Genomic DNA, 20,766 nt, shown 5'->3' with positions numbered 1-20,766 from the left:
AGGAATAATTATATTTTACATATCTTTGTTAAGAGCTGATTAATTCGGCTTTTTTATGAGAAAAATCCTAATGTTGGTTATATGGGTGAAACTTCTACAAATTCTACTTTTCAGATAAGATTACCTTTTTTTCTGGCCTTGGCATTGGCGGCTGGTATCCTGATTGGGTCGAGCAGTTTCCGGGGTTCTACCCAAGGGGCACAGGCCACGGCCAAAGGGTATCTTAAATTCCGCGACATCTTGAGTTACGTAGACCGTGATTACGTAGACTCCGTGAATATTGAAGACTTATCGGATTTTGCTATTTCGAGTATGCTCGAAAAGCTGGACCCCCATACCACCTATATTCCGGCGGCCGAAATGGATATGGCCCGTTCTTACCTCGAAGGCGATTACGAAGGCATTGGGGTAGAATTCAATATTTTCCGGGATACCATTCATGTAATAGCTCCTTTAAGCGGCGGTCCGGCCGCGGCGGTTGGCCTGCAGGCCGGCGATAAAATAATTAAAGTAGATGGCCAGAATATTGCCGGCGTAGGCATAACCACTCATAATATTTTCGAAAAACTACGCGGCCCCAAAGGAACCAAAGTAAACCTGACGGTAATTCGCAAGAACAAGAAAAGCCCAATGAATTTTGTAGTAGCCCGTCACCGTATTCCTACTGTTTCGGTAGATGTGAGCTACATGGTAGATGACTTAACCGGTTACATTAAAGTAAACCGTTTTGCCGCCAACACTTACGACGAATTTAAAGCTGCTTTAATTAAGCTGAAAAAAGAAGGCATGCAGCGCCTCGTGCTGGATTTGCGCGGCAACCCCGGCGGCTACATGGATAAAGCCACCAAAATGGCCGACGAATTTATCAGCGGCAACAAAAAAATTGTATACACCAACGGCAAAGGCACTAAATACGATTCTGAAACGTATGCCCGCGTAAAAGGTGAGTTTGAAGAAGGCTTACTGGTGGTTTTAATAGACGAAGGCAGCGCTTCGGCTTCAGAAATATTGGCCGGGGCCCTACAGGACAACGACCGGGCTTTAATTGTGGGCCGCCGTTCTTTTGGCAAAGGCCTGGTGCAAATGCCTATTTCGCTGAACGATGGCTCGGAACTACGCCTGACTATTTCCAGGTACTACACGCCCAGCGGCCGCTCTATTCAGAAGCCATATGCCAATGGCGCCGAAGATTACGAACTCGATATTTCGAAACGATACGAGCGCGGCGAATATTTTCACCCGGATAGCATTCACTTTGTAGATTCTTTGAAATACAAAACCAATAATGGCCGGATTGTTTACGGTGGCGGCGGTATTATGCCCGATGTGTTTGTAGCCCGCGATACCGCCCTGGTAACCAATTACCTGAACCAGTTAAATGCCAAAAACCTGGTGCGCGAATTTGCCCTGAACTACTACCGCGATCACGAAAAAGAACTGAAAAAGATGGATTTCCGGCAGTTCCGGGCTTCTTTTACCATAACCGACCAAATGCTGCAGCAACTGGTGCAGGAGGCTACCGCCTTAAAGATAAATTATAAGGCACAGGAGTTTAGCCGTTCCAAAGGGCTGCTCAAGAACAGTATTAAGGCGTACATTGCCCGCAATACTTTTGGCCCGGAGGGTTCCTTCCCCATTCTGCACGACCAGGACGAAGAGTTTCAGCAGGCTTTGAAGCAACTAAAGCAAGCCGAAATGCAGCACCGGCAGTTTGCCTTGCTCTTGCAGAAGAAATAACAGCTTTTATTCCTCCTTTTTTAACAAATTATCAAAACCAATCCACTTAACCTCTAAATAGGTGGCTTGGTTTTTTTATGAGAAATTCAGAAAACTTAAGTTTCTATTATTGATGAACCAGGTTTTTGGTAGAGAAGCATAATAATTAGAGAAAGATAAAATGAGTAAGAGAATCATCACCTTTTTTATGGGCGTTTTAACGCTAACCGGCTGTAACGACAAACCAGATGTACAACCGGTAAACCATCAGTTAAGTGTTTACCCAAACCCAGCAGTACAGATGGCTAATATTTCGGTAAGGGGGCAAGTTAATCAGGCTTTTACTTTGCAGGTTTTTAATACCAAAGGCGAAGTTATACTGGATAAAAAAGATAACCAAGGACAACAAACCTACACTGTTAATTTACAGGGTGAACCGGTAGGAAATTACCAGGTAATTCTGAAGGCCAATAATCAGGTTGTTAAACAAAAATTAATAAAACTAGGAGAATGAGGCTTTACTTTTTTGTGTTTTCATTTCTGTTGCTGGCAACCCAGGCAGTTGGCCAGACTGCTAAGTACGAATATTTTATCACGCTTAATGGTAATTTATATCTGCCAATAAACAATCCGGAAAAAGGTGTTTACCCCATATTGGGTTACGACAAAGAAACCGATTCGAAAGTGCTGATTGGTGGAATGGGCGTAGGGCTTGCTGCCTTTAAATCCGTTAAGAATAACCTTATGCTCAAAGGTCAGGCAAATTTATCGAAGCACACTTACTGGGATGAACCGCTTTATATAGTGGATGATGTGGGTAACCCGTTGAATAGGTTGGTGGCCGGGTCTTCTGATTATGCTATTGGGCTGACTGTTTCCGTAAACTATTTTTTAACACCCAAAATTTCGGTTGGTACAGGTTTAGGCACACAAATATTATTAGTTTCTTTATCACGGTTGCCTCAGGTTTATGATTCTAAAAAGCTGGTGGCAGTTAATAATTATTATAAACGTTTTGTACCAGTTTTGCCAATTGAGTTATCTTATAAATCAAATAAAAAGCTATTTAATGTTCGGTACGAACACGGGCTATTAGACCGGTTAAAAGGTGATTTGCAAAACGTGCAGGACGATAAATTTGGGTTGCTTGTTTTTGAGGTTGGGTTTAGAATAAGATAATTTTTGTTTGATCAAAGGCTAAAGGGGGTTTTGGGATAGTTACTTAACACATCGTTAAAAAAGCTTTATTTTAAAGAATCTAAGGTAGTTTCCCATGGTTTACTCCTCTTAAATCAGCAAATAAAAAAATAAAACCCTGCCAACAATAACTATAGTGTATAAGAATTTACCATTGATCAACCATTTTATTCCATGTAAAAAGACACATCGGTTTAAGAAGAACTTCGTATTTTTAGGTTATGAACTGGCAAGAACATATAATATCAGATAAAGACGTTTTACTCGGAAAACCGATAATCAAAGGAACAAGAGTATCCGTAGAATTGATTCTTGAACTTTTGGCTACGGGCTGGACAGATAAGCAAATTCTGGAAAGTTACCCCCAACTAACAGAGCAAAACTTAAAAGCAGTATTTGGCTATTTAAAGGATTGCATACAACATGAATTTTTCTTTCCGTTACCTAAATCTGCCTAATGCAATTTCTTGCCAATGAAAATTTTCCTGCTCCTAGCATCAAAGCGTTGCGGGCAGCAGGAATAGAAATAATAAGTATTGCAGAAAATACCCCTGGAGTAGCAGATAGAGAAGTTATCCGGATTGCCCAAAAAGAAAAGCTGATAATCTTAACTTTTGATAAGGACTATGGCGAGTTAATCTTTCGATACGGTAATCAAAATCCCCCAGCAGTTGTATTTTTTAGGTTTAAAGGAACTACCCCATCTTTTGCTGGAGATTTATTAATAGAACTAATAAAAGCGAATAAGATTAAATTGGAAAATATTTTTACTGTTGTTGAAGAAAACAACATCCGACAGCGACCATATTAATCAAGCAACGCAATAACCCAAGAGTAAACATCGTCTTTGGCCGGAGGAATTGCCTGTTATTTACACGACAAGTATAATAAACTAAACTATTAGTGTTAATTTTAATACAATTTACTTAACAGAGGGTCTTAATTCCTAAAGTGCATTTAGACAAAATAGTTTTCAGACTTTCACCCTGCTCACCTTACCGGCGGTCGGCTACATTCTTAAGCTAATATTTTTTTCATAGACATGTGGCTCGTTAAGATTCAATTTGTTCCGTTTACCACTGAAAACGTAACGATACAAGTTGATGTCTCTTCATAAATTATATAAATTTCCGCTTTTACCCAAAACAGGCACGGTTTTATAGACTTTAAATCAGGCTTCAGGGCCTAAAATTAATGCCGTGAGGCACCGCCACTATAAATAATACCAGTTAACGGGTTAAAAGAATATTTCGCATGAAGCAACTAGTAATTATAATAGCTTTGGTTTTAACCGGAACCGGAGTAACGGCCCAGATTAATTTAAATAAAATTAAGCAGGCGGTAACCCAAAGTTCGCTTTCCGGCGAAGAAGCGGGAGCGGGTTTAAAGGAGGCCTTAATACTGGGGGCCGCTAAAGGCAGCGATTTGGTATCGCAGGTAGATGGTTATTATCAGAACCCTCAAATAAAAATTCCTTTTCCGCCAGAAGTAAGAAATGTAGAAACAAAACTGCGGCAAATAGGAATGGGTGCCGAAGTTGATAAATTTGTGCTGGCCCTGAACCGCGCTGCCGAAGATGCCGCCAAAGAAGCCAAACCGGTTTTTGTATCGGCTATCAAACAAATGACCATACAAGATGCTTTTGGTATTTTAAAAGGTCAGCCCGATGCTGCTACGCAATACCTGAAAAAAACGACCTCCGCTGAACTTACGCAAAAGTTTAAGCCTATTATCCAGCAGTCGCTGGCCAAGGTAAATGCCACCCAGTACTATAGCAGTCTGGTAAATACCTACAACAAAATTCCATTGGTAAAAAAAGTAAACCCCAGCCTCGACGACTACGCCACTACTAAAGCGCTGGATGGTTTGTTTTTAATGGTGGCACAGGAAGAGAAAAATATTCGCCAGAATCCGCAGGCCCGTACCACTGCCTTGCTCAAAAAAGTTTTTGCCAGCCAACGATAAAAGTTAAATTTTAGCTTTATTTAAACTTGGGTTTGTCTTAATTGCATTTTAAGGTCAGTACCGGTGCTTGTTTAAAGCATAAAGTAGAAATAATCTTACTGCTCAAAAATCTTTTGCGGATTGGTACCCTATTGACTTCGGGGTAAGAAATAACGTGTTTTAAATTTGGGCAATTTTAAATCATAAACTTGGAAAAAGTTTTAGTTAAGTTAAAGGAAGTATATCCGTTATCGGGTGCGGCGCTGGGTAAATTAATTGCAAAACTGCAAGCCTTATCGTTGCCGAAAGGCTATATTCTGGTGCGGGAGGGTACGGTGGCTAACAAACTTTATTTTATGGAGAAAGGCATTGCCCGCTCTTTTTGCTACAAAGACGGCAAGGAAATTACTTTCTGGTTTGGCGCCGAAGGTAGTTTTATTAGTTCTTACAACGGCTACATCGCAAACAAACCCGGCTATGGTACCATTGAGTTGCTCGAAGACTGCATACTTTTTAGTATTGACCAGGCCTCCATGCAGGCGCTTTTTCAAACCGATTTGGAACTGGCCAACTGGGGTCGAAAACTCGCTGAACTGGAACTGATTAAAACCGAACAGCTGCTGATTTCGCAGCTTTTTAAAACCGCCCACGAAAAATACCAGGATTTATTGGCGGAGAATCCGGGTTTGCTGCAACGGGTACAGTTGGGCCATATTGCCTCTTACCTGGGGGTTACGCAGGTAACCCTAAGCCGCATCCGCACAAAAATGAAATAAGTACTACTTTTTAACATTTGTTAAAAGAAAGCTGCGGCACCTGAATAATCTTTGCGCCGGATATAATTCCAGGAATAATAGTTAAAGCAAATGTTACAGGTATCGGCAAAAACAGCGTCTTTTAAAAACCTTATTATTTTAAATCTGGCCGTGGTGCTGATGAGCTTTACCGGTATACTGGGCGCGCTCATTAGTATGTCGTCTACCCACCTGGTTTGGTATCGCTTAGTTATTGGGGTAATAACCTTGTATGGGTATTTAAAATTAACCCGCACGCGTTTAAGAATAGGCCGGCCAGCATTGCTGCATTTATTCTTTACCGGCGCTATTTTAGCTGCTTTCTGGCTATCTTTTTTCGCCTCTATTAAAGCCGCTACCGTTTCCATTACACTGGTCTGCTTTTCGGCTTTAACGTTGTTTACCGCCTTGCTGGAGCCGCTGTTTAAACGTCGCCGGATTTCCAGTCTGGAGGTGGGTATTGGGCTGCTCATTATGGCGGGTATTTACCTTATTTTTAAATTCGAGAACCGTTATGTATGGGGTACCATGTTGGGCCTGCTTAGTGCCTTTTGCGGCGCATTGTTTAATATTGTAAACGGTAAGCTAGTCAACAAAAACGAAGCCACGGTTATTTGTTTTTACGAAATTTTGAGTGCCTGGCTGTGGGTATCTGTCTATTTGCTGGTTACCGGTGGTTTTAATGCCGGCCTGGCTTTAAGCTTCTCCGACCTGTTTTATCTCTTTATTCTGGGTACGCTGTGCACCGGCGTTGCCTACGTAGCCAATATTTGGGTCATGAAAGAATTATCGGCTTTTCAGGTGGCGCTGGTTACCAATTTAGAACCTATTTATGGGGTGCTGATGGCCGTATTTATTTTCGGGAGCAAAGAACAAATGTCCGGTGGCTTTTACGCCGGCGCCTTAATTATGCTGGGAGCAGTTTTTCTGTACCCGGTGCTGAAAAAACAATTAAAAAGGCGGGAAAAGTTAAAGGGGAGCCTGGTAACGGTTAAGTAAACCGCTTTGTAATATTCAGGCTCCGGATAAACTAAACCAGGAGTAGATTTAAGGAATATTATAGTTGTTGCCTGTTCCGGCATTGGAAGTAAACCGGTTGCCGGAACAGGCTTTTACTAGCCTTTGGCAATGGCGTAGCCACCGGCTAAAGCCAAAGTATCTTCCATCAGGGCAATAGTAGTATCGGGCCAACCCGTAGTTTGTACCAGTTTTTTCCGGAGCGAAAAGAAAACATAAGTTGCGGCGGCCGCTGCCAATCCTCCCAGTAAAAACCCACCAAACTTATTTTGCTTGTTAGCCAAAGCCACCGTCGCACCCGCCATCGCACCCGATAAAATACGGGCACCCAGTTGGGCCGGAACGGTTCGGTTGGGTGTAAAAGGCATTTTGTCGCCGAGCACTTCTGCGCCGGCGGCCAGTTTTAAGCCGTTGGCTACTTTGGGTAATTGCAAATAATGCAGCCGCGAAAAATTCAGTTCGCCGGCCGGCGATTTTACCAATAAATGACTCAATAGCGCCGGCGCCGCCATGGCCCGCATACCCGCTACTGCACCCAATCCCAGGATGCGTAAATATGTTTTCGTACTTGTTTTCATCTATGCTGATTTAAGAGAAAATTAAGATACGCAGGCTTTTAGCCGATGGTTCTTTTATTCTGGTAGCCACTTGTTAAACGGTACCCGGAGCGGTTAATATTTGGTTTAAATAATATTTTAAAGTTATTTGCCTTTTAATATGGGCTTAAAACTGCATATAAATGCGCCCAGGTTTTAGATTAAACCTTGCTTAATGCTAAATTTATTACACCACTAAATAAGTAAAATATGAAAAAATGGAATTTTGGTATCGTTGGGGCTGGTATGATTGCGAACTTTCATGCGAAGGCTATTCAAAGTTTACCAAACGCCAACCTGGCCGGCATTTGCAGCGATGTGCCGGAGCAAACCCGCTTGGTAGCCGAAAAATATAACTGCAAAGCCTTCGGGAGCAACGAAGAAATGCTGTCTTCGCCCGATATAGATATTGTAACCATTGCTACGCCCAGCGGCGTGCACATGGAACCCGCTATAATGGCTGCCCAATACGGTAAACACACCATTGTAGAAAAGCCCGTAGAAATTACCCTCGACCGCATCGATCAGATGATTGCCGCCCATAAAGCAGCTGGTACCCAGCTAGGCGCGGTATTTAATTTCCGGTTTAACGATGCCGTGCAGTTGTTAAAGCAAACCGTAGAATCCGGTCGCTTTGGCAAAATCAGCCATGCGGCGGTGCAAGTGCCCTGGTGGCGCAAACCCGAATATTACGCCGGCAGCTGGCGCGGCACCTGGAAAATGGACGGCGGCGGCGCGCTCATGAACCAGTCGATTCACATGGTAGATATGTTGCAGTATGTAATGGGGCCGCTCGCTTCTTTACAGGCCTATACCGCTACCATTGCCCACGCTATTGAAGTAGAAGACACCGCCACGGCCGTGGTGCAGTTTAAAAATAATGCTTTGGGTTCTATTTACGGTTCAACGGCATCTTTCCCCGGCCAGCTCCGCCGCATCGAAATTACCGGCACCCGCGGAACCGCCGTGCTGGTAGAAAACAGCTTTACCGTTTGGGAATTTGCCGACCAGACCGAAGAAGACAACGCCGTTTTAACCAGGTTCCGGAACGAAACCACCGGCGGCGCCTCCGACCCCTCAGCTATTCCGTTTGAACCACACGCCAAAAACTTCGCTGCCTTTATCGCCGCCCTCGACGAAAACCGACCCTTTGAAATAGACGGCACCGAAGCCCGCAAAGCCGTAGAAATTATTCTGGCCGTTTACCAATCGGCTAAGGAAGGGAAGATGTATACTTTTTGATTTTAGTATAGCTTTAATTATTTACAGCCTGAAGTTCCTGTTATGGGTAAACTTCAGGTTATTAAATTTTATGGGGTAGGAGGAAGGTGATTTATAAGGGTGATTTCAATATTCACTATCACCGGTTTAGAGACATTGTAATGGGTGGCAGGTGGGTGCTACATACATTTAAATACTTTACTTTATTATATGGTACAACATTAAGATACTAGATTCTAAATAGTAAATCCATAAAGTTTATGGAATTGCTTTATAAGCTGTATACAATTATCATAATCTTTCATTTCCGATATGCTTATCTGATATTGTGGTGTATTATAATAATATCCTTGAGTATTCGTCTTAATCAATTCATCCCATTCTGAAAAAGTATAATGTTTAGTTCCAATTGCTACTTTGTCTTCCCCCCAATAAGAAAGTGGGGCCTTAAATCCAGTAATTAATAAGCCTTTTGGATTATCTTTATTTGTAATTCTAGCACCATATCCTATTATCGTATTATCTTTTATACTGGTATTACTTTGAATCCGGGCACAAGTTCCAATGCGAGCATACTCTCCAATTTTGACTTTTTGTTCGATTTGTGTGTACCCTCCAATTTCAGCAGAAAATCCAATATAGACATCATCTCCAAGATGAGTGCTAATATGGATGGTAACACCACCTTTGATTATGGTGTTACACCCAATACGAACACCTGATGCAATTGAAACACTATCATCAATTAAGGACTTTTTTCTGATTTTGGCGTTATCTCCAATTCTTGTGTCATTATCGATTGAAACGCCATCCTCAATTATTACGAAGTTGCCAATCTTAACAAAATCCCCAATGTAGCTACCACATCCAATAGAGGCACCAAACTTGATTTCGGTATTTTCTCCAATTCGGACTCCATCATCGATGATAACCATATGCACTGTATCAGTATACTCAGTTATTTGATGCCAAGGATCTTGAATAATAGCTGAGTCAGCAATTATAATATTCCTTTTTGCGAATTCATTTTTATCTGAGAGGCTGAAGGCTTCATATTTCCCCCCTCCTATATGTAGTTTTACTTTTTTGATATCTTTTGTATGAGGCCTATTTTCCATTTTTTCAAAAATTTAAATGATTTGAATTAAATATTTATAAATATTTCCGTGGCTTCGAATGTTTATTAAATTAATCAAGTATCATAGAATTATAAAGGGGAGATATGTAAGTTATTACCAATTCTCTTTTTCAAATTGCTTTTCTAAATCTTCATCTATAGCAGCTAATTTGTCTTTTCCTACCGAAGGTTCTAGTAAGGCTTCTATAAGTTCAGAAACTGATTTATTACCTTGTTGTATTCGCTTTCTGAGTTCGATTATTTCCTTTATCATTTGGTGGCGACCTTCTTTTGTCATCATCAACGCAACATTTTTTGCTAAATATTCATGTATAAGATTATTTCTAGCAGCAAGCGCATCCTCTAACCTTTCTTCTGTATCAGGTAGGAATAATATTCTTTTATCTCTTAAGAACTTAAATAATTGTCCAAGAGTATGCTTAGTTTTCCCATCTAGGATAGATTTTGCTGTTTCACGGTCTCCATCCCACAACTGCGTTTTACTTAATAAATATATTAAGTACTTAAAATTGTATTCAATAACTTGGCTATCATAAAGCCCTGCACCAGCTTCAAAATATAGGTCAATCATTACCTGTTTTTTATTCATCATTGAGGCAATTTTAATAATGCTTAAATTTTATCTTTCTGTTAAATATAAAGAAACAAACTTTCCGCATCTATTTAGGATATTACTCGTTAGCGGAGAAAATGTGTACAGTGTTCTGAGTAGACCTGTTTTTAGCTTTTTCTGGTACTATTTGAATTATACTTTATTACTAAATATCTATCTTGCTAAGCTGTTGTAGTACTCGAAAAGTCCTTATTAGAGTTCTATTGTTCTGCCTTTGGAACATTAAATCCTAACTGCTTAAGCTGAAATTCAATAGCATTATATTCTTCTGGCGTTATTTTAGATCCATTGCCATTCTCAAAGTAATAAAAGTTAAATGTGTTATCAGAATACCTAATTAAGAATTCATATTTCCCATTAAGGGTAGTATAGTTAATTACTTTAGCATTACTTTCATGGTTAAATCTACATACTACATCATTATCGAAAGCACTTGGGAATATAGATTTTACTACTCCCTCTAATTCAATGTCTGTAATATCTGATATATGTCTTTTCATAACTTTATATTTTTTTAACTAAGTGATTTTGATTAATAACAAGTATCTTCAGTTATACCTAGGTTCGCCGAAGTGGTTTATATGCATCGCCGTAAAGTCATTCTCCTGAATAGCGTAAACCAAAAAGTAATTGGTGTAATTAAAATTTGGAGGTTTATTTTCATGTAAAAGACCGCTGCTTATGCAGGAAGCCCCTTAAATAAATGTATTCATATTTATTAAATTCTAAGTAGAAAGTAAAGGTAAATGCTTACCTGTAGTTGTGTCGAAAACTAACCGGAACTGATTTTTTTCTAAAGTGACGTGTTGCGTAAAGTTCTTTAAAGGCACTATCTGACCGATATAATCTTCCAGAACTAATTTACTGGCTTCAATGGTTGTTGCTTCTATATCTTCTTCCCGGTAGCAGTGGGTATATATTTCATCGGTATCCAGGCAGGTTATCGAAAAACCTTCTGCTTCCTGGTTATATTCGTACGTAAGAACTAAAAGTGCCATCTTTATAAATATCTTAAGCTAATTTACCGCGAAAGATACCAAATATGTTTTCCTTATTCCGCAGTTCTACAAAAGTAACTTCCCACGCCTACTTCAGCCCCGGTGAAACTTGTTTAAACGCGATTATCACGGGTATAAACAAGGCGCAGCGGTCAATTAAAATTTGCGTGTTTACGATTTCCGACGACCGGATTACCCGGGCTATTTTGCAGGCGCACCGCAAGGGCATACCGGTTAAAATCCTCACCGATAACGAAAAGCTATTTGATAGAGGCTCCGATATACGGGAGTTGGCGCAGGCCGGTATTCCGGTGCGGATTGATAACACACCCAACCACATGCACCACAAATTTGCCATTCTGGATAATGAAATTGTTCTGACTGGCAGCTACAACTGGACCCGCAGCGCCGCCCTGTATAACCATGAAAACCTGATTACCTCCGATGATAAAGCTTTGGTAAAAGACTTCAGTCGCGAGTTCGACCGGCTCTGGGCGGAGATGGTGCCTTTTAAATAATTATTGCAGACGATTTAACTTCTCGGTAAAAATTAAAATAAAACCACCCCTGCCCCTCCTTGAAAAAAGGAGGGGAGCTAGGCCGTTTCGCATCCGCCCCTCTGGCAAATAGTTTCTGGCCTTATTACTTATTGCGGCTTTTTGCCGGTTTCCTGCAACAGCCGGTAAGTCATAAAACCCAATAGCCCGATAACCAGCAGAATAGCAGCCCAGATAATATTTTTGTCTTTAAAAATAGTGGCCGTTTTTTTCTCGTCAGGGGCGGCTAATGCTCGAAGGCGCGTGGGGGTAATAATGGGTAACGCAGCCGAGATACTATCTTTAAAGTAGGCTAAGTCGTAATGGGGTGGCGATACGGCTTCGTTGCCGAATGCCAGGTGGTAAGCCTGGCCTTTTTGCAGCGGCGCTATGAGGTAAGTATTTCGGAAATAAAACTGAATATTTTTGATGCGCAGCGGTGGGCTGTCCTGGTTATTAACTACCAAATAAAAATCATCGGATTTAAAGTTATTTAAAGTAAAGGCGTTTTCCTGGTCTGATTGCAGCCGGAAAGTGGCGACAGGCTCGTAGGTTTTGTAAGTTTTACGGCGGCGTTTTTTCCGGAACTGCGCCGCGTAAAGCGTAGCTTCGCGCCAGTAGTACACAGGGCCGGTTATCTCCAATTGTAGTTTATCGGCAAACACCGGAACAGGGTTTCTAAAGAAAATAAAAGTTTGTTTGAGTTCGGCGCTGTCCGTTTGGCTAAACTGTACGTCAGGAACGGCGGTATATTTGCCACTTTCGGAAAAGGTATCGTAATAACCCGCTGACAAAATATTAAGTGGCGCACTTGTGGAGTCGTTGATGATGAGCTGGTAATATTCGTAATCGCTCAAGGGGAAATTAAGCAGGTTTACCCGGACGGTAGCGGCCCGGCTGTACAACGAGTACAAGTCATACTGGTCTTCGAGGCCGTACCAGGTTCGGGCATCGTTGCTGCCGCTGAGGCTGGCTTTTTTGCGCACGTTGGTGTTTTTCAGGAGCAGGCTGATGTTGTTTATTTTGCTTCGGCCGGGGTTGCGTAAAACCAGCGTGGTATTGCCGCCGGGTACGCTGGTTTTCTGCACAATTTCGTACGCCCTAAATAATTGGCGGGTTTGTACAGGCTGCTCCCGCTCCAGCAGGTAAGGCACTTCGCGCCGTGCCGAATCGTACAAGCGGATATCGGCCAAATTATTCTTAACCCAGGCCGCTACTGCCGGCGTAACCGCAATTTTATAAAAGCCATCGGTAGCTACCGGCGGCAAACTGGCCTGGTGCCGGAACTCCTGCCCAAACGCCACCTGCACCCCCAATAGCAAACTCAACAATATACCGGCTAATTTTTGCATGACTATTCTTTTTCGGGGGCCGGGGTTTCATCGGCCAGAATTAACCGTTTAATATTCTGGTACATAAACGAAATTACCAGCAGCAGCACGCCCAGCGAAATAAAGGCCGCAATTTTACCGCCTTCCGAAATGCCCCGGATATCGTAAATAAACAATTTCAGGAGGGTAAGCGTGAACAACGAAAGTGAAATAATGCGTAAGGTTTTAATTTTCTTTTGCAACCCAAAGTACATCAGCGCAAAAGCACAGATGCCCCACAAAATCGGGAAGCCCACTTTATTGCTTTGGCGCACCAACTGCTCAAACCGCTCGTAAGCCGCCGATTGTACTTCCGGCGATAAACCCGTGAGGTTGGTAGCCGGAAATTTAAAATAAATAACTTGATACAGTAACTCAGCGCTGGCGGCATATACCAACACAAAAGTCAGCAGCCAGAGCATCAGGGTAGGAGCTTTTAGCGAGAAGGGCGTCAGTACAGCGCGATTCCGGTAAAGGAAAAACATAATAACCGCTACCAACAGAAAACTAATGTAATGCAGGTAAAAGCCCACCATGCCAGGCGCATTGTACAACAAATGCGACTCCAATAAATCCATTACCGACGAACTGTAAAGCGTAACATAAGCGGCCAGTCCAAGCAAGCCCAGTAGCATAATAATGGCCAGGTGCGTCGGCTGGCGCTGGTACCGCGCGAACAAAAATAAACCTGTAATAAAAGCCAGGTTGTAAGCGCCCGAAATAATGCTGCGGGCCGGTGCCGAAGCCACGTAAATATTTAGCTGATAACTCAATTCCAATGCCAGTGCTAAATACAACACCACCGTTAAAATCAAACTAAGCGCGCGGGCATAGCCGGCTACCGGCAAACTAAACCACCGGAATTGAATGGGCTCGGTTTGTTTTTGCAGCAGGTACCGGGTGGCGATTAAGCTTACAATAGAAATAAAGCTGGTAATAAAAGCTTTGTTTAAAAGTACCGGGAGGTTTGCAGTACGGGGTTTATAATCGAGGTACAGGTACAGCCAATCCATAACGAGGCTAATGAGCATTAAGCCCATTACGACCACCGAGCCGACACTTACCAAGCGCAATCCCGATTTCTGGGCCAGCCACAACAGCAATACCGCTTCTAAAGCCCAGAACAGGGTAATATAATTGCCTTCGAGTTGGATGGGTACGGCCAGACTGATAAACGTGATAACCAAACCAATGAGCAGGTAAATCAGGTTACGGTCGGCTTTCTGATTGCGGAACAAAGCAAAGGCAAAGCCAAAATTAAATACCGCAATAGCCACTGTAAACAAGCCCCGGTACAAACCACCCTGCCATTGGCCCAGCACCAGCATGCCCGCTGCAAAATACAAAAAGGTATTGCTGAGCAAAATAGAAATTTCGGCGGCTGAGAAGCGGGCTTTTTCTTTCAGGTTGTTAATTATATTCATCAGGAAAAAGATGATGTAAAACAACGTGCCGAAAACCAGGGCCCCCAGATAAGGCGCATCTTTAACGCCTACCACCCTTGTAGAAAGCCAGCCGCCGTACAAAATAACCGTAAAAATATAGGCAATGAGGTTAATAATGCGCCAGCCTTTTAAATAAGCCAGCACCAGCATACCCGTGTTCAGAATAAGGATGTAAATAAATAATACCTGGTAATTGCCTTCGCCGGTACTCAGCGAGAAGGGCGTAGCAAAACCGCCAATAATGGCAATTACGGCCAGTTCTACCCGGTTATACGATACTGATAACAGAATGGAAAAACCAGTAATAACCACCATGAGCAGGAAAGCCGCCGTCTGGCTAAATATGCCGTACTCGTGGAAGGCAATAGCAATGGTAAAGTACAGCACCGCGAGTCCGCCGCCTACCAGCACCGAACTGAATGCCGGTATGGTATGGCGCAGCCGGTGGGCCAGCCCAATGAGCAAACCACCCGCCAGAATACCGATAAATACCCGCCCGATTTCGTTTATCCAGTCCTGATCAATCGCAAATTTTACAAAGTAGCCAATGCCCAGCACCAAAATGGCAATTCCTATTTTATTTATCAGGTTCTCGCCGATAAATTTTTCCAGGTCGGGGTTGTTCTGTAAAAACCTTTGGAAGAAATTAAGTTGTGGCTCGGCGAAAACCGGCTCCGGCTTTTTCTGTTCGGGGGTAACCGGCTTATCCGGCAAACCTGGCTCGGGCCGTGGGGCTGGAGTAAATATGGACGACGCGGGTACGGGCAGGGTTGATTTTGCCGTGGTTGGTAAATTAGTTTCGGCGGTAAAAGCTGCTTGCCGGGTAGCCAATGGCGGCTTTTCATTAGCCGTGGTAGGTTTCGGGGCCGGGCCGGAATTAGCCGCGGCTTTTAAATCATCTATTTCCTGCTTTAGTTGGTCGAAGCGGGCGTGCAGTTCCTGGGTTTTATCCGTTAATCTGCGCAGTATAATGAGCAGCGATAAAAGCAGCACCACCAGTATCAGGTATTCCATTTGTAGCCAATTGAGCGATTAATCTAGGTAAAAATCAGGACAGATTCCATTCCGGCCGGTTTATTTAACCATATACCGCCTGAACTACTGCCCGGTTAAAGCCCAATATAATACGCACGACTGGCATGCGCCAGCATTAATTCTGGATTTCAGGACTTTTAGAATGTTGTTTTTAAGTATGCATGTTGCTGTTGTTAAGCGAATTATTAAAGAAATATTGTAGATTTAGTTTTGTGAAATCGACAATATATAATTTGCTGAAAAAGCTAACTTCTGGTAATAGACTTTTTCCTTTCGTAAATTTTAGGCCTTTATACTTTAGAAACTGCCTTTGCAACCCGTCATCACGAGCTTATCGGGGGAACAATTACAGCAACATTAGTAAAGGTTTATTATGGCAACAGTTTTAAATCAGAGAAATAAATACAGAACCAATCTCTTTTATCTGTTTGACCAAAGCACCATCTTTTGTAATTCTCTTATTTAAGTATTAATAGATCCCTCGGCAGGCTCGGGAGGACCCAACGTGCACGTTTAGCTGGAAAATAGGGGCTTGATGTTTAATTAAATGTATAATAAAGACCAGATCAAAGACCAGAAAGGGCGAAATAATTTATCTATTCAACTTCCTTCCTTTTAAAGATGGTAGCTTAATATTTACAACTTCAGGATTGCAGCGTTTTAATAATTTCCTGCCAATGGTTCAGGTAAAGCAGGTGGGCTTCGTTCTTAAATATTTTAAGGGTATTGTGCGGCAGACGCTGGTCCAGGAAATAAGCTGCCGGCAAGGGCCATAATTTATCTAAGCTGCCGTGCCATTGGTAAGTAGGCACGGTAATATCTTCCGGGTGAAAGCCCCACGGTCCCGAAATGGTGCGGGCATCCTGGTAAATACCTTCGGCTCCCTGGTCATAAACATCCAGGGCCGTCTGCTGAAACATGCTTGCCAGTTGTGGGTTAAGGAAAAGTAAGGTGCGGTCGGGTGCCGGCAGGTTTTCGATGGTTCTGGAAATAAATTTATCCGGCGCTTTTTTTAGTTTAGAACTGATATTCCGGAAAAATAGCCGGCTGATCCAGGGGGTATAATTGTTTAACCACCGGATGGTTTTCCAGTGTGGAGTAAGTGCTTTGCGCGCACCAGGACCGTAAAAAGGAATGCTGCTGCTGGCCAATCCCAAATTCCGGGTCAGGTCGGGATACCGCTGTGCGAAAGCCATGGCGTAAGGACCGCCGCCCGACCAACCCAGTACCGAAACTTTATCTTTAATCTCCAGCAATCCCAGCGCTTCGGCTACATTATCGGCAAAATCCTGCAACGTATAAGCGCCCCGGTAGTCTGATAAACCAATTCCCGGCCGGTCGAAAGAAATTACACGGGCATTTAAAGCATCAGCCAGGGTGGCATCGGGGTGTACGGCTTGCCGGGAAGCGCCTAAACCATGAAAAAACATAATAGGCCTGCCAGTAGGACGGCCCGAAATAGCCACACCCAGTTTTAAGCCACTGGACAATATTACAGTTTTGGTTACTTGTAGTAATGCCGACATAATTTTATAACCCAAAGACTTTTCTCAGGAACACCAGCCAATGCTAATTTAAGAATTTTTACCGTTTTTAAAAGCTTGTTTTAGCTGCCCGCTCTAGTCTTTTACGATAAAATATTCTTTTAAAGATAAGCGGTAAATAACTTGCCAAACCGGTGGTATTTTCAGCCGCCTATTTCCGTCATTCAGCGGGCGGCTTCGGCCATTCAGCCAGATAAATTTTAAAAGATGCCCCTTTGGCGACATCTTTACACGAATTAGTAAAAGTGTTAGAGGAGCTAAACCAGCGGAATTAGATTAGGGCAAGGAGCAAGAGGGTTTGGCATTGGTAGTACCAAAATCTAAATTGAATTTTTCTTCTTGTGTTTGTTTTGTTTGGTGAATCCTGTAACCGGGGGAAATTATTTAAATAAATTTCCCCGGTTCTGGTACCGCATTCCGGGTGCAGTGGGCACCCGGTAACGTCAATTGCCAAACCTTTCTCCCGAATCCGAACCGAAAAAGCAAGTTTTTCCCCATTAGCTTTAGGCTGGTGGGCACAATGGCGGGTTAGTTCTTTTTTCAGCCTATATTTTTAATTTTTACAGGCGTTCTTGTCCGGAAGGCAAGCCCTTAATTTAATTAGCTAAAAAGGCGCATTCAGGATTTAAGGATTAAAAGCCTAGTATTTTCTTTTTAGGTTGTGCGGCAAACCAGATGTAAAACGCCGGTACTTTTAAGGAAACGAAGCGTAACATAAAACTTGGCAGGCATATAAATATTAGTTGCTAAATGGCGATATCCAGATTTTATTTTTCCGGAGGAATGAAGAGGTTTTTTAAAAAAATGAACTTTAGTGCCGCATAATTCTCAAAATATAAAAATGAAAGTTAAATTAATGCGGAAAAGAACTAATGTAATCATGCGGCATTTAGCTTTTAAAATAGGGGCGGCCCTGGTGCTCGCTATCGTCTGGACTTTTCTGCTGGCGTACCTCTTGTTTGGCTACTTTTTGTACCAAACCGAACATTTGCTTTTCGACCTGGCAAATAGTTTCGTCATGTTCTATTTGTTTTACGAAGGCTACATCCGCATCATTACTTTTCTGGACCGGCGCTTTCCGAAATGGCAAATGAATGCCGAGAAATACATTGTCGGCCTGGTCTTGTTTAAAGTTTACAGCCTGCTGGTGTTTGTGCTGGTTAGTTTTTTGCCAGCCAGATTATTGTTTGGTGATGTTTTTATCAGCCCCCTGAGCGATGCCGCCGAACTGCGGTTAAGTTTTATCATGCTGGTGCTGGTCTCGGCTTTGTATTACGGCATTCTTACCAGTTTTCACATTTTTAAAAATATTCACCAGGCCAGCCTGCAAGCCGAAAAAATGCAGAAAGAAATTGCCCAGGCCCAGTTCGATACCCTCAAGAGCCAGGTAAACCCGCACTTTTTATTTAACAGCCTCAACGTGCTAACCTCGCTTATTCCGCTGGACCCCGATATGGCCGAGAAGTTTACCGAGCAACTGTCAAAAGCTTACCGGTACGTGCTGGAACACAAAGCCGACGATATGGTGCTACTCAAAACCGAGCTCGAATTTATACATGCGTACCTGTTTCTGATCGACATCCGGTTTAAAGATAAGCTGAAGTTAAATATTAATTTGCCCGCCGACCGGCTGCACTGGCTGTTGCCGCCTTTAACCTTGCAACTGCTCATCGAAAATGCCATTAAGCACAATGTACTGTCGAAGAAGTCGCCGCTGCACATTGATATTTTTGTGGATGAGAACGATTACCTGTGCGTAACCAATAACCTGCAGGTACGCGACGACAAAATGATTTCGACAGGTGTGGGGTTACGCAATATTACAAACCGGTACGGCTACTTAACCGATAAACCCACGCATTTTGGGGTAGAAGGCAAGAGCTATGTGACCAAAATTCCGCTGCTGCAATCGGTGTAGCAGCTTTTATTACTTAAAATATGCAGAAGCATCATAAGTCAGGCTTTTGCATATAACGGAAAAGACTTAGAAACAAACTAGCATTAAAAGATTTAAAATGAATGTTGTTATTATAGAAGATGAGGAATTAGCGGCGCTGCGGCTGGAGGGTATGATTCAGAAGATTGACCCCACGATAGAAGTAGTGGCCAAATTAGAGTCGGTAGAGGAGTCGGTGGAGTGGCTTAATAATAATGAAGACCCGGATTTAATATTTCTGGATATTCACCTGGAAGATGGCCTGAGCTTTAATATTTTCGACCAGGTACAGGTAAACTCGCCTATTGTATTTACTACGGCTTTCGACGAATACGCCATTAAAGCCTTCCGGCTCAAAAGCATCGATTATTTGCTGAAGCCCGTAACGCTGGAAGAACTGGAGCGGAGCCTCGAAAAATACAAGGTCTGGGTAAATCCTGCCGAAAACAAACCAGTTGATATGCAGACCCTGTACCAGATAATTAAGAAGAAAGAACCGGAGTACCGCAGCCGCTTCTCGATTGTGGCCGGTCAGAAAATCAAAACCATTCCGATTGAAGAGGTGGCCTATTTCCATGCCGACGAAGGTATTGTTTGCCTGGTTACCGAAAAGAAAGCCAAATATCCCGTCGATTTCAGCCTGGATCAGTTATCGGAGCAGCTCGACCCGAAAGTGTTTTTCCGGATAAACCGGCAGTTTATTGTAAAGCTATCGGCCATCGAAAATATACATGTGTACCCCAAAAGCAAGCTACAGGTAGAGTTGCAGCCCACACCGGGTGCCGAGGTATTTGTGAGCCTGGACAAAGTTACCCGCTTTAAAGAATGGCTTAACGCTTAAAGCAAGCACCTCTGAAGGGTATATTTATATTTGCTAATAACCAATACGGGCAGCTCATAAGGCTGCCCGTATTGGTTATTAGCGGTTTTGCTACAAGTATCGGGCCCTAACACACCCTGGCTTATCTTCCCAGGCAGCCTTAATTTTTAATGCTGCCGGCCAGATCAGATTAAAGCGTTTTGCGGTCGCGTAATAAATCCCGGATTTCGGTTAATAAAAGCTCTTCTTTGCTGGGCGTTGGTGTTTCCGGTGCGGCTTCTTCTTTGCGTTTCATGGCATTAATGGCCTTTACCATCGAAAATATGGCCAGGGCAATAATCAGGAAGTTAACTAAGGTTTGAATGAAATTGCCGTAATTAATAGAGGCACCTTCTTTCACTACCCGGTCACCTTCCATTACCGGATCCGAAAGCTGCAGTTTCAGGTCGGTAAAATCTACGCCACCAGTAACCATACCAATGGGCGGCATAACAATATCATTTACCAAAGAGGTAACAATAGCGCCAAAAGCGGCGCCAATTACTACGGCCACGGCTAAATCAATTACGTTGCCTTTAACGGCAAACTGTTTAAATTCCGAAATCAGGCTCATAATTCTTTTGTTTTTAAGGTTTAGGTAGAAGAGATCTGACCCTAATATATATAAATTCCGGAATAAAAATAAATTCTTTTTAGCAGAAGGAGCCTGAAACTTTCTGCTGATGCTGTGTCTTTCCTGTAACCAGCACTGTCGGAAACTTGTTTGTATGATATATTTTCTACTGTGCTGGTTAGCAGAGATGTTGGGAATATAGTATAGGGCCGGAAGGCAGAACCAACGCTTAA

General features: G+C 42.7%; 21 protein-coding genes. 12 read left to right on the top strand and 9 right to left on the bottom strand.

Going from position 1 to position 20,766, the window contains the following annotated elements; genetic code table 11:
• Positions 1 to 81: 81 nt before the first annotated feature.
• From AAE02nite_RS01695 to AAE02nite_RS01660, 8 genes are all read left to right on the top strand, one after another.
• Complete coding sequence (locus tag AAE02nite_RS01695) at positions 82 to 1,737, top strand: S41 family peptidase (RefSeq protein ID WP_146894693.1); 1,656 nt, start codon at positions 82 to 84, stop codon at positions 1,735 to 1,737.
• A gap of 160 nt (positions 1,738 to 1,897) precedes the next feature.
• A complete protein-coding gene (locus AAE02nite_RS01690; protein WP_146894692.1) occupies positions 1,898 to 2,230 on the top strand; it encodes a T9SS type A sorting domain-containing protein in 333 nt (110 codons plus the stop codon).
• Positions 2,227 to 2,895, top strand: coding sequence for a hypothetical protein (locus AAE02nite_RS01685; protein WP_146894691.1), 669 nt, complete (start codon positions 2,227 to 2,229; stop codon positions 2,893 to 2,895). Before AAE02nite_RS01690 ends, AAE02nite_RS01685 begins: the two co-directional genes overlap by 4 nt.
• A 239-nt stretch (positions 2,896 to 3,134) precedes the next feature.
• Positions 3,135 to 3,371 (top strand): DUF433 domain-containing protein, encoded by a 237-nt coding sequence (locus tag AAE02nite_RS01680; RefSeq protein ID WP_146894690.1) that lies wholly within the window; start codon positions 3,135 to 3,137, stop codon positions 3,369 to 3,371.
• Positions 3,371 to 3,724, top strand: coding sequence for a DUF5615 family PIN-like protein (locus AAE02nite_RS01675; protein ID WP_146894689.1), 354 nt, complete (start codon positions 3,371 to 3,373; stop codon positions 3,722 to 3,724). The genes AAE02nite_RS01680 and AAE02nite_RS01675 overlap by 1 nt, the downstream gene beginning before the upstream one ends.
• 443 nt (positions 3,725 to 4,167) lie before the next feature.
• Positions 4,168 to 4,878: a DUF4197 domain-containing protein gene (locus tag AAE02nite_RS01670; protein WP_146894688.1), complete on the top strand. Its 711-nt coding sequence runs from the start codon at positions 4,168 to 4,170 to the stop codon at positions 4,876 to 4,878.
• 188 nt (positions 4,879 to 5,066) lie between these two features.
• Positions 5,067 to 5,633, top strand: coding sequence for a Crp/Fnr family transcriptional regulator (locus tag AAE02nite_RS01665; protein ID WP_146894687.1), 567 nt, complete (start codon positions 5,067 to 5,069; stop codon positions 5,631 to 5,633).
• Positions 5,634 to 5,723: 90 nt separating this feature from the next.
• On the top strand, positions 5,724 to 6,650 hold the full coding sequence (locus AAE02nite_RS01660) for a DMT family transporter (protein WP_146894686.1): 927 nt from the start codon (positions 5,724 to 5,726) through the stop codon (positions 6,648 to 6,650).
• 116 nt (positions 6,651 to 6,766) lie between these two features.
• Here the strand turns inward: AAE02nite_RS01660 and AAE02nite_RS01655 are convergent, their stop codons facing one another.
• Positions 6,767 to 7,246 carry a DUF4126 family protein gene (locus AAE02nite_RS01655; protein ID WP_146894685.1) on the bottom strand — a complete coding sequence of 160 codons (480 nt, stop codon included), beginning with the start codon at positions 7,244 to 7,246 and terminating at the stop codon, positions 6,767 to 6,769.
• Positions 7,247 to 7,474: 228 nt separating this feature from the next.
• Here AAE02nite_RS01655 and AAE02nite_RS01650 point away from each other — a divergent pair, with 228 nt between their 5' ends.
• On the top strand, positions 7,475 to 8,506 hold the full coding sequence (locus AAE02nite_RS01650) for a Gfo/Idh/MocA family protein (RefSeq protein ID WP_146894684.1): 1,032 nt from the start codon (positions 7,475 to 7,477) through the stop codon (positions 8,504 to 8,506).
• 215 nt (positions 8,507 to 8,721) lie between these two features.
• Here AAE02nite_RS01650 and AAE02nite_RS01645 read toward each other — a convergent pair whose 3' ends face one another.
• The 4 genes from AAE02nite_RS01645 to AAE02nite_RS01630 all read right to left on the bottom strand — a co-directional run bounded on the left by AAE02nite_RS01645 (position 8,722) and on the right by AAE02nite_RS01630 (position 11,234).
• Positions 8,722 to 9,603 (bottom strand): hypothetical protein, encoded by an 882-nt coding sequence (locus AAE02nite_RS01645; RefSeq protein WP_146894683.1) that lies wholly within the window; start codon positions 9,601 to 9,603, stop codon positions 8,722 to 8,724.
• Between the two features lie 114 nt (positions 9,604 to 9,717).
• Positions 9,718 to 10,215 carry a hypothetical protein gene (locus AAE02nite_RS01640; protein WP_146894682.1) on the bottom strand — a complete coding sequence of 166 codons (498 nt, stop codon included), beginning with the start codon at positions 10,213 to 10,215 and terminating at the stop codon, positions 9,718 to 9,720.
• Between the two features lie 221 nt (positions 10,216 to 10,436).
• Entirely contained in the window at positions 10,437 to 10,736 is a 300-nt protein-coding gene (locus AAE02nite_RS01635; RefSeq protein ID WP_146894681.1) for a hypothetical protein, read from the bottom strand.
• A 225-nt stretch (positions 10,737 to 10,961) separates the two neighbouring features.
• Positions 10,962 to 11,234 (bottom strand): hypothetical protein, encoded by a 273-nt coding sequence (locus AAE02nite_RS01630; protein ID WP_146894680.1) that lies wholly within the window; start codon positions 11,232 to 11,234, stop codon positions 10,962 to 10,964.
• 44 nt (positions 11,235 to 11,278) lie between these two features.
• Here AAE02nite_RS01630 and AAE02nite_RS01625 point away from each other — a divergent pair, with 44 nt between their 5' ends.
• Positions 11,279 to 11,752 carry a phospholipase D-like domain-containing protein gene (locus tag AAE02nite_RS01625; RefSeq protein ID WP_146894679.1) on the top strand — a complete coding sequence of 158 codons (474 nt, stop codon included), beginning with the start codon at positions 11,279 to 11,281 and terminating at the stop codon, positions 11,750 to 11,752.
• A 128-nt stretch (positions 11,753 to 11,880) separates the two neighbouring features.
• On the opposite strand, the gene AAE02nite_RS01620 is transcribed toward AAE02nite_RS01625, so the two are convergent.
• From AAE02nite_RS01620 to AAE02nite_RS01610, 3 genes are all read right to left on the bottom strand, one after another.
• On the bottom strand, positions 11,881 to 13,122 hold the full coding sequence (locus AAE02nite_RS01620; protein WP_146894678.1) for a DUF3999 family protein: 1,242 nt from the start codon (positions 13,120 to 13,122) through the stop codon (positions 11,881 to 11,883).
• A gap of 2 nt (positions 13,123 to 13,124) precedes the next feature.
• The gene (locus tag AAE02nite_RS01615; protein ID WP_146894677.1) at positions 13,125 to 15,599 is read right to left on the bottom strand and encodes a DUF2339 domain-containing protein; all 2,475 of its coding nucleotides are present in this window, start codon (positions 15,597 to 15,599) and stop codon (positions 13,125 to 13,127) included.
• Between the two features lie 665 nt (positions 15,600 to 16,264).
• Positions 16,265 to 17,146, bottom strand: coding sequence for an alpha/beta fold hydrolase (locus AAE02nite_RS01610; protein WP_146894676.1), 882 nt, complete (start codon positions 17,144 to 17,146; stop codon positions 16,265 to 16,267).
• 859 nt (positions 17,147 to 18,005) lie between these two features.
• On the opposite strand from AAE02nite_RS01610, the gene AAE02nite_RS01605 reads away from it, so the two are divergent.
• Both AAE02nite_RS01605 and AAE02nite_RS01600 read left to right on the top strand, forming a co-directional pair.
• Positions 18,006 to 19,082 carry a sensor histidine kinase gene (locus tag AAE02nite_RS01605; protein WP_146894675.1) on the top strand — a complete coding sequence of 359 codons (1,077 nt, stop codon included), beginning with the start codon at positions 18,006 to 18,008 and terminating at the stop codon, positions 19,080 to 19,082.
• A 97-nt stretch (positions 19,083 to 19,179) separates the two neighbouring features.
• The gene (locus tag AAE02nite_RS01600) at positions 19,180 to 19,941 is read left to right on the top strand and encodes a LytR/AlgR family response regulator transcription factor (RefSeq protein WP_146894674.1); all 762 of its coding nucleotides are present in this window, start codon (positions 19,180 to 19,182) and stop codon (positions 19,939 to 19,941) included.
• Positions 19,942 to 20,110: 169 nt separating this feature from the next.
• Here the strand turns inward: AAE02nite_RS01600 and mscL are convergent, their stop codons facing one another.
• Positions 20,111 to 20,533: a large-conductance mechanosensitive channel protein MscL gene (mscL, locus tag AAE02nite_RS01595; protein WP_146894673.1), complete on the bottom strand. Its 423-nt coding sequence runs from the start codon at positions 20,531 to 20,533 to the stop codon at positions 20,111 to 20,113.
• Positions 20,534 to 20,766: the final 233 nt, after the last annotated feature.

Source organism: Adhaeribacter aerolatus (assembly GCF_007991635.1).
GTDB lineage: Bacteria > Bacteroidota > Bacteroidia > Cytophagales > Hymenobacteraceae > Adhaeribacter > Adhaeribacter aerolatus.
The sequence above is the reverse complement of the archived record's forward strand: the minus strand, read 5'-3'. Positions and strand labels throughout refer to the sequence as shown.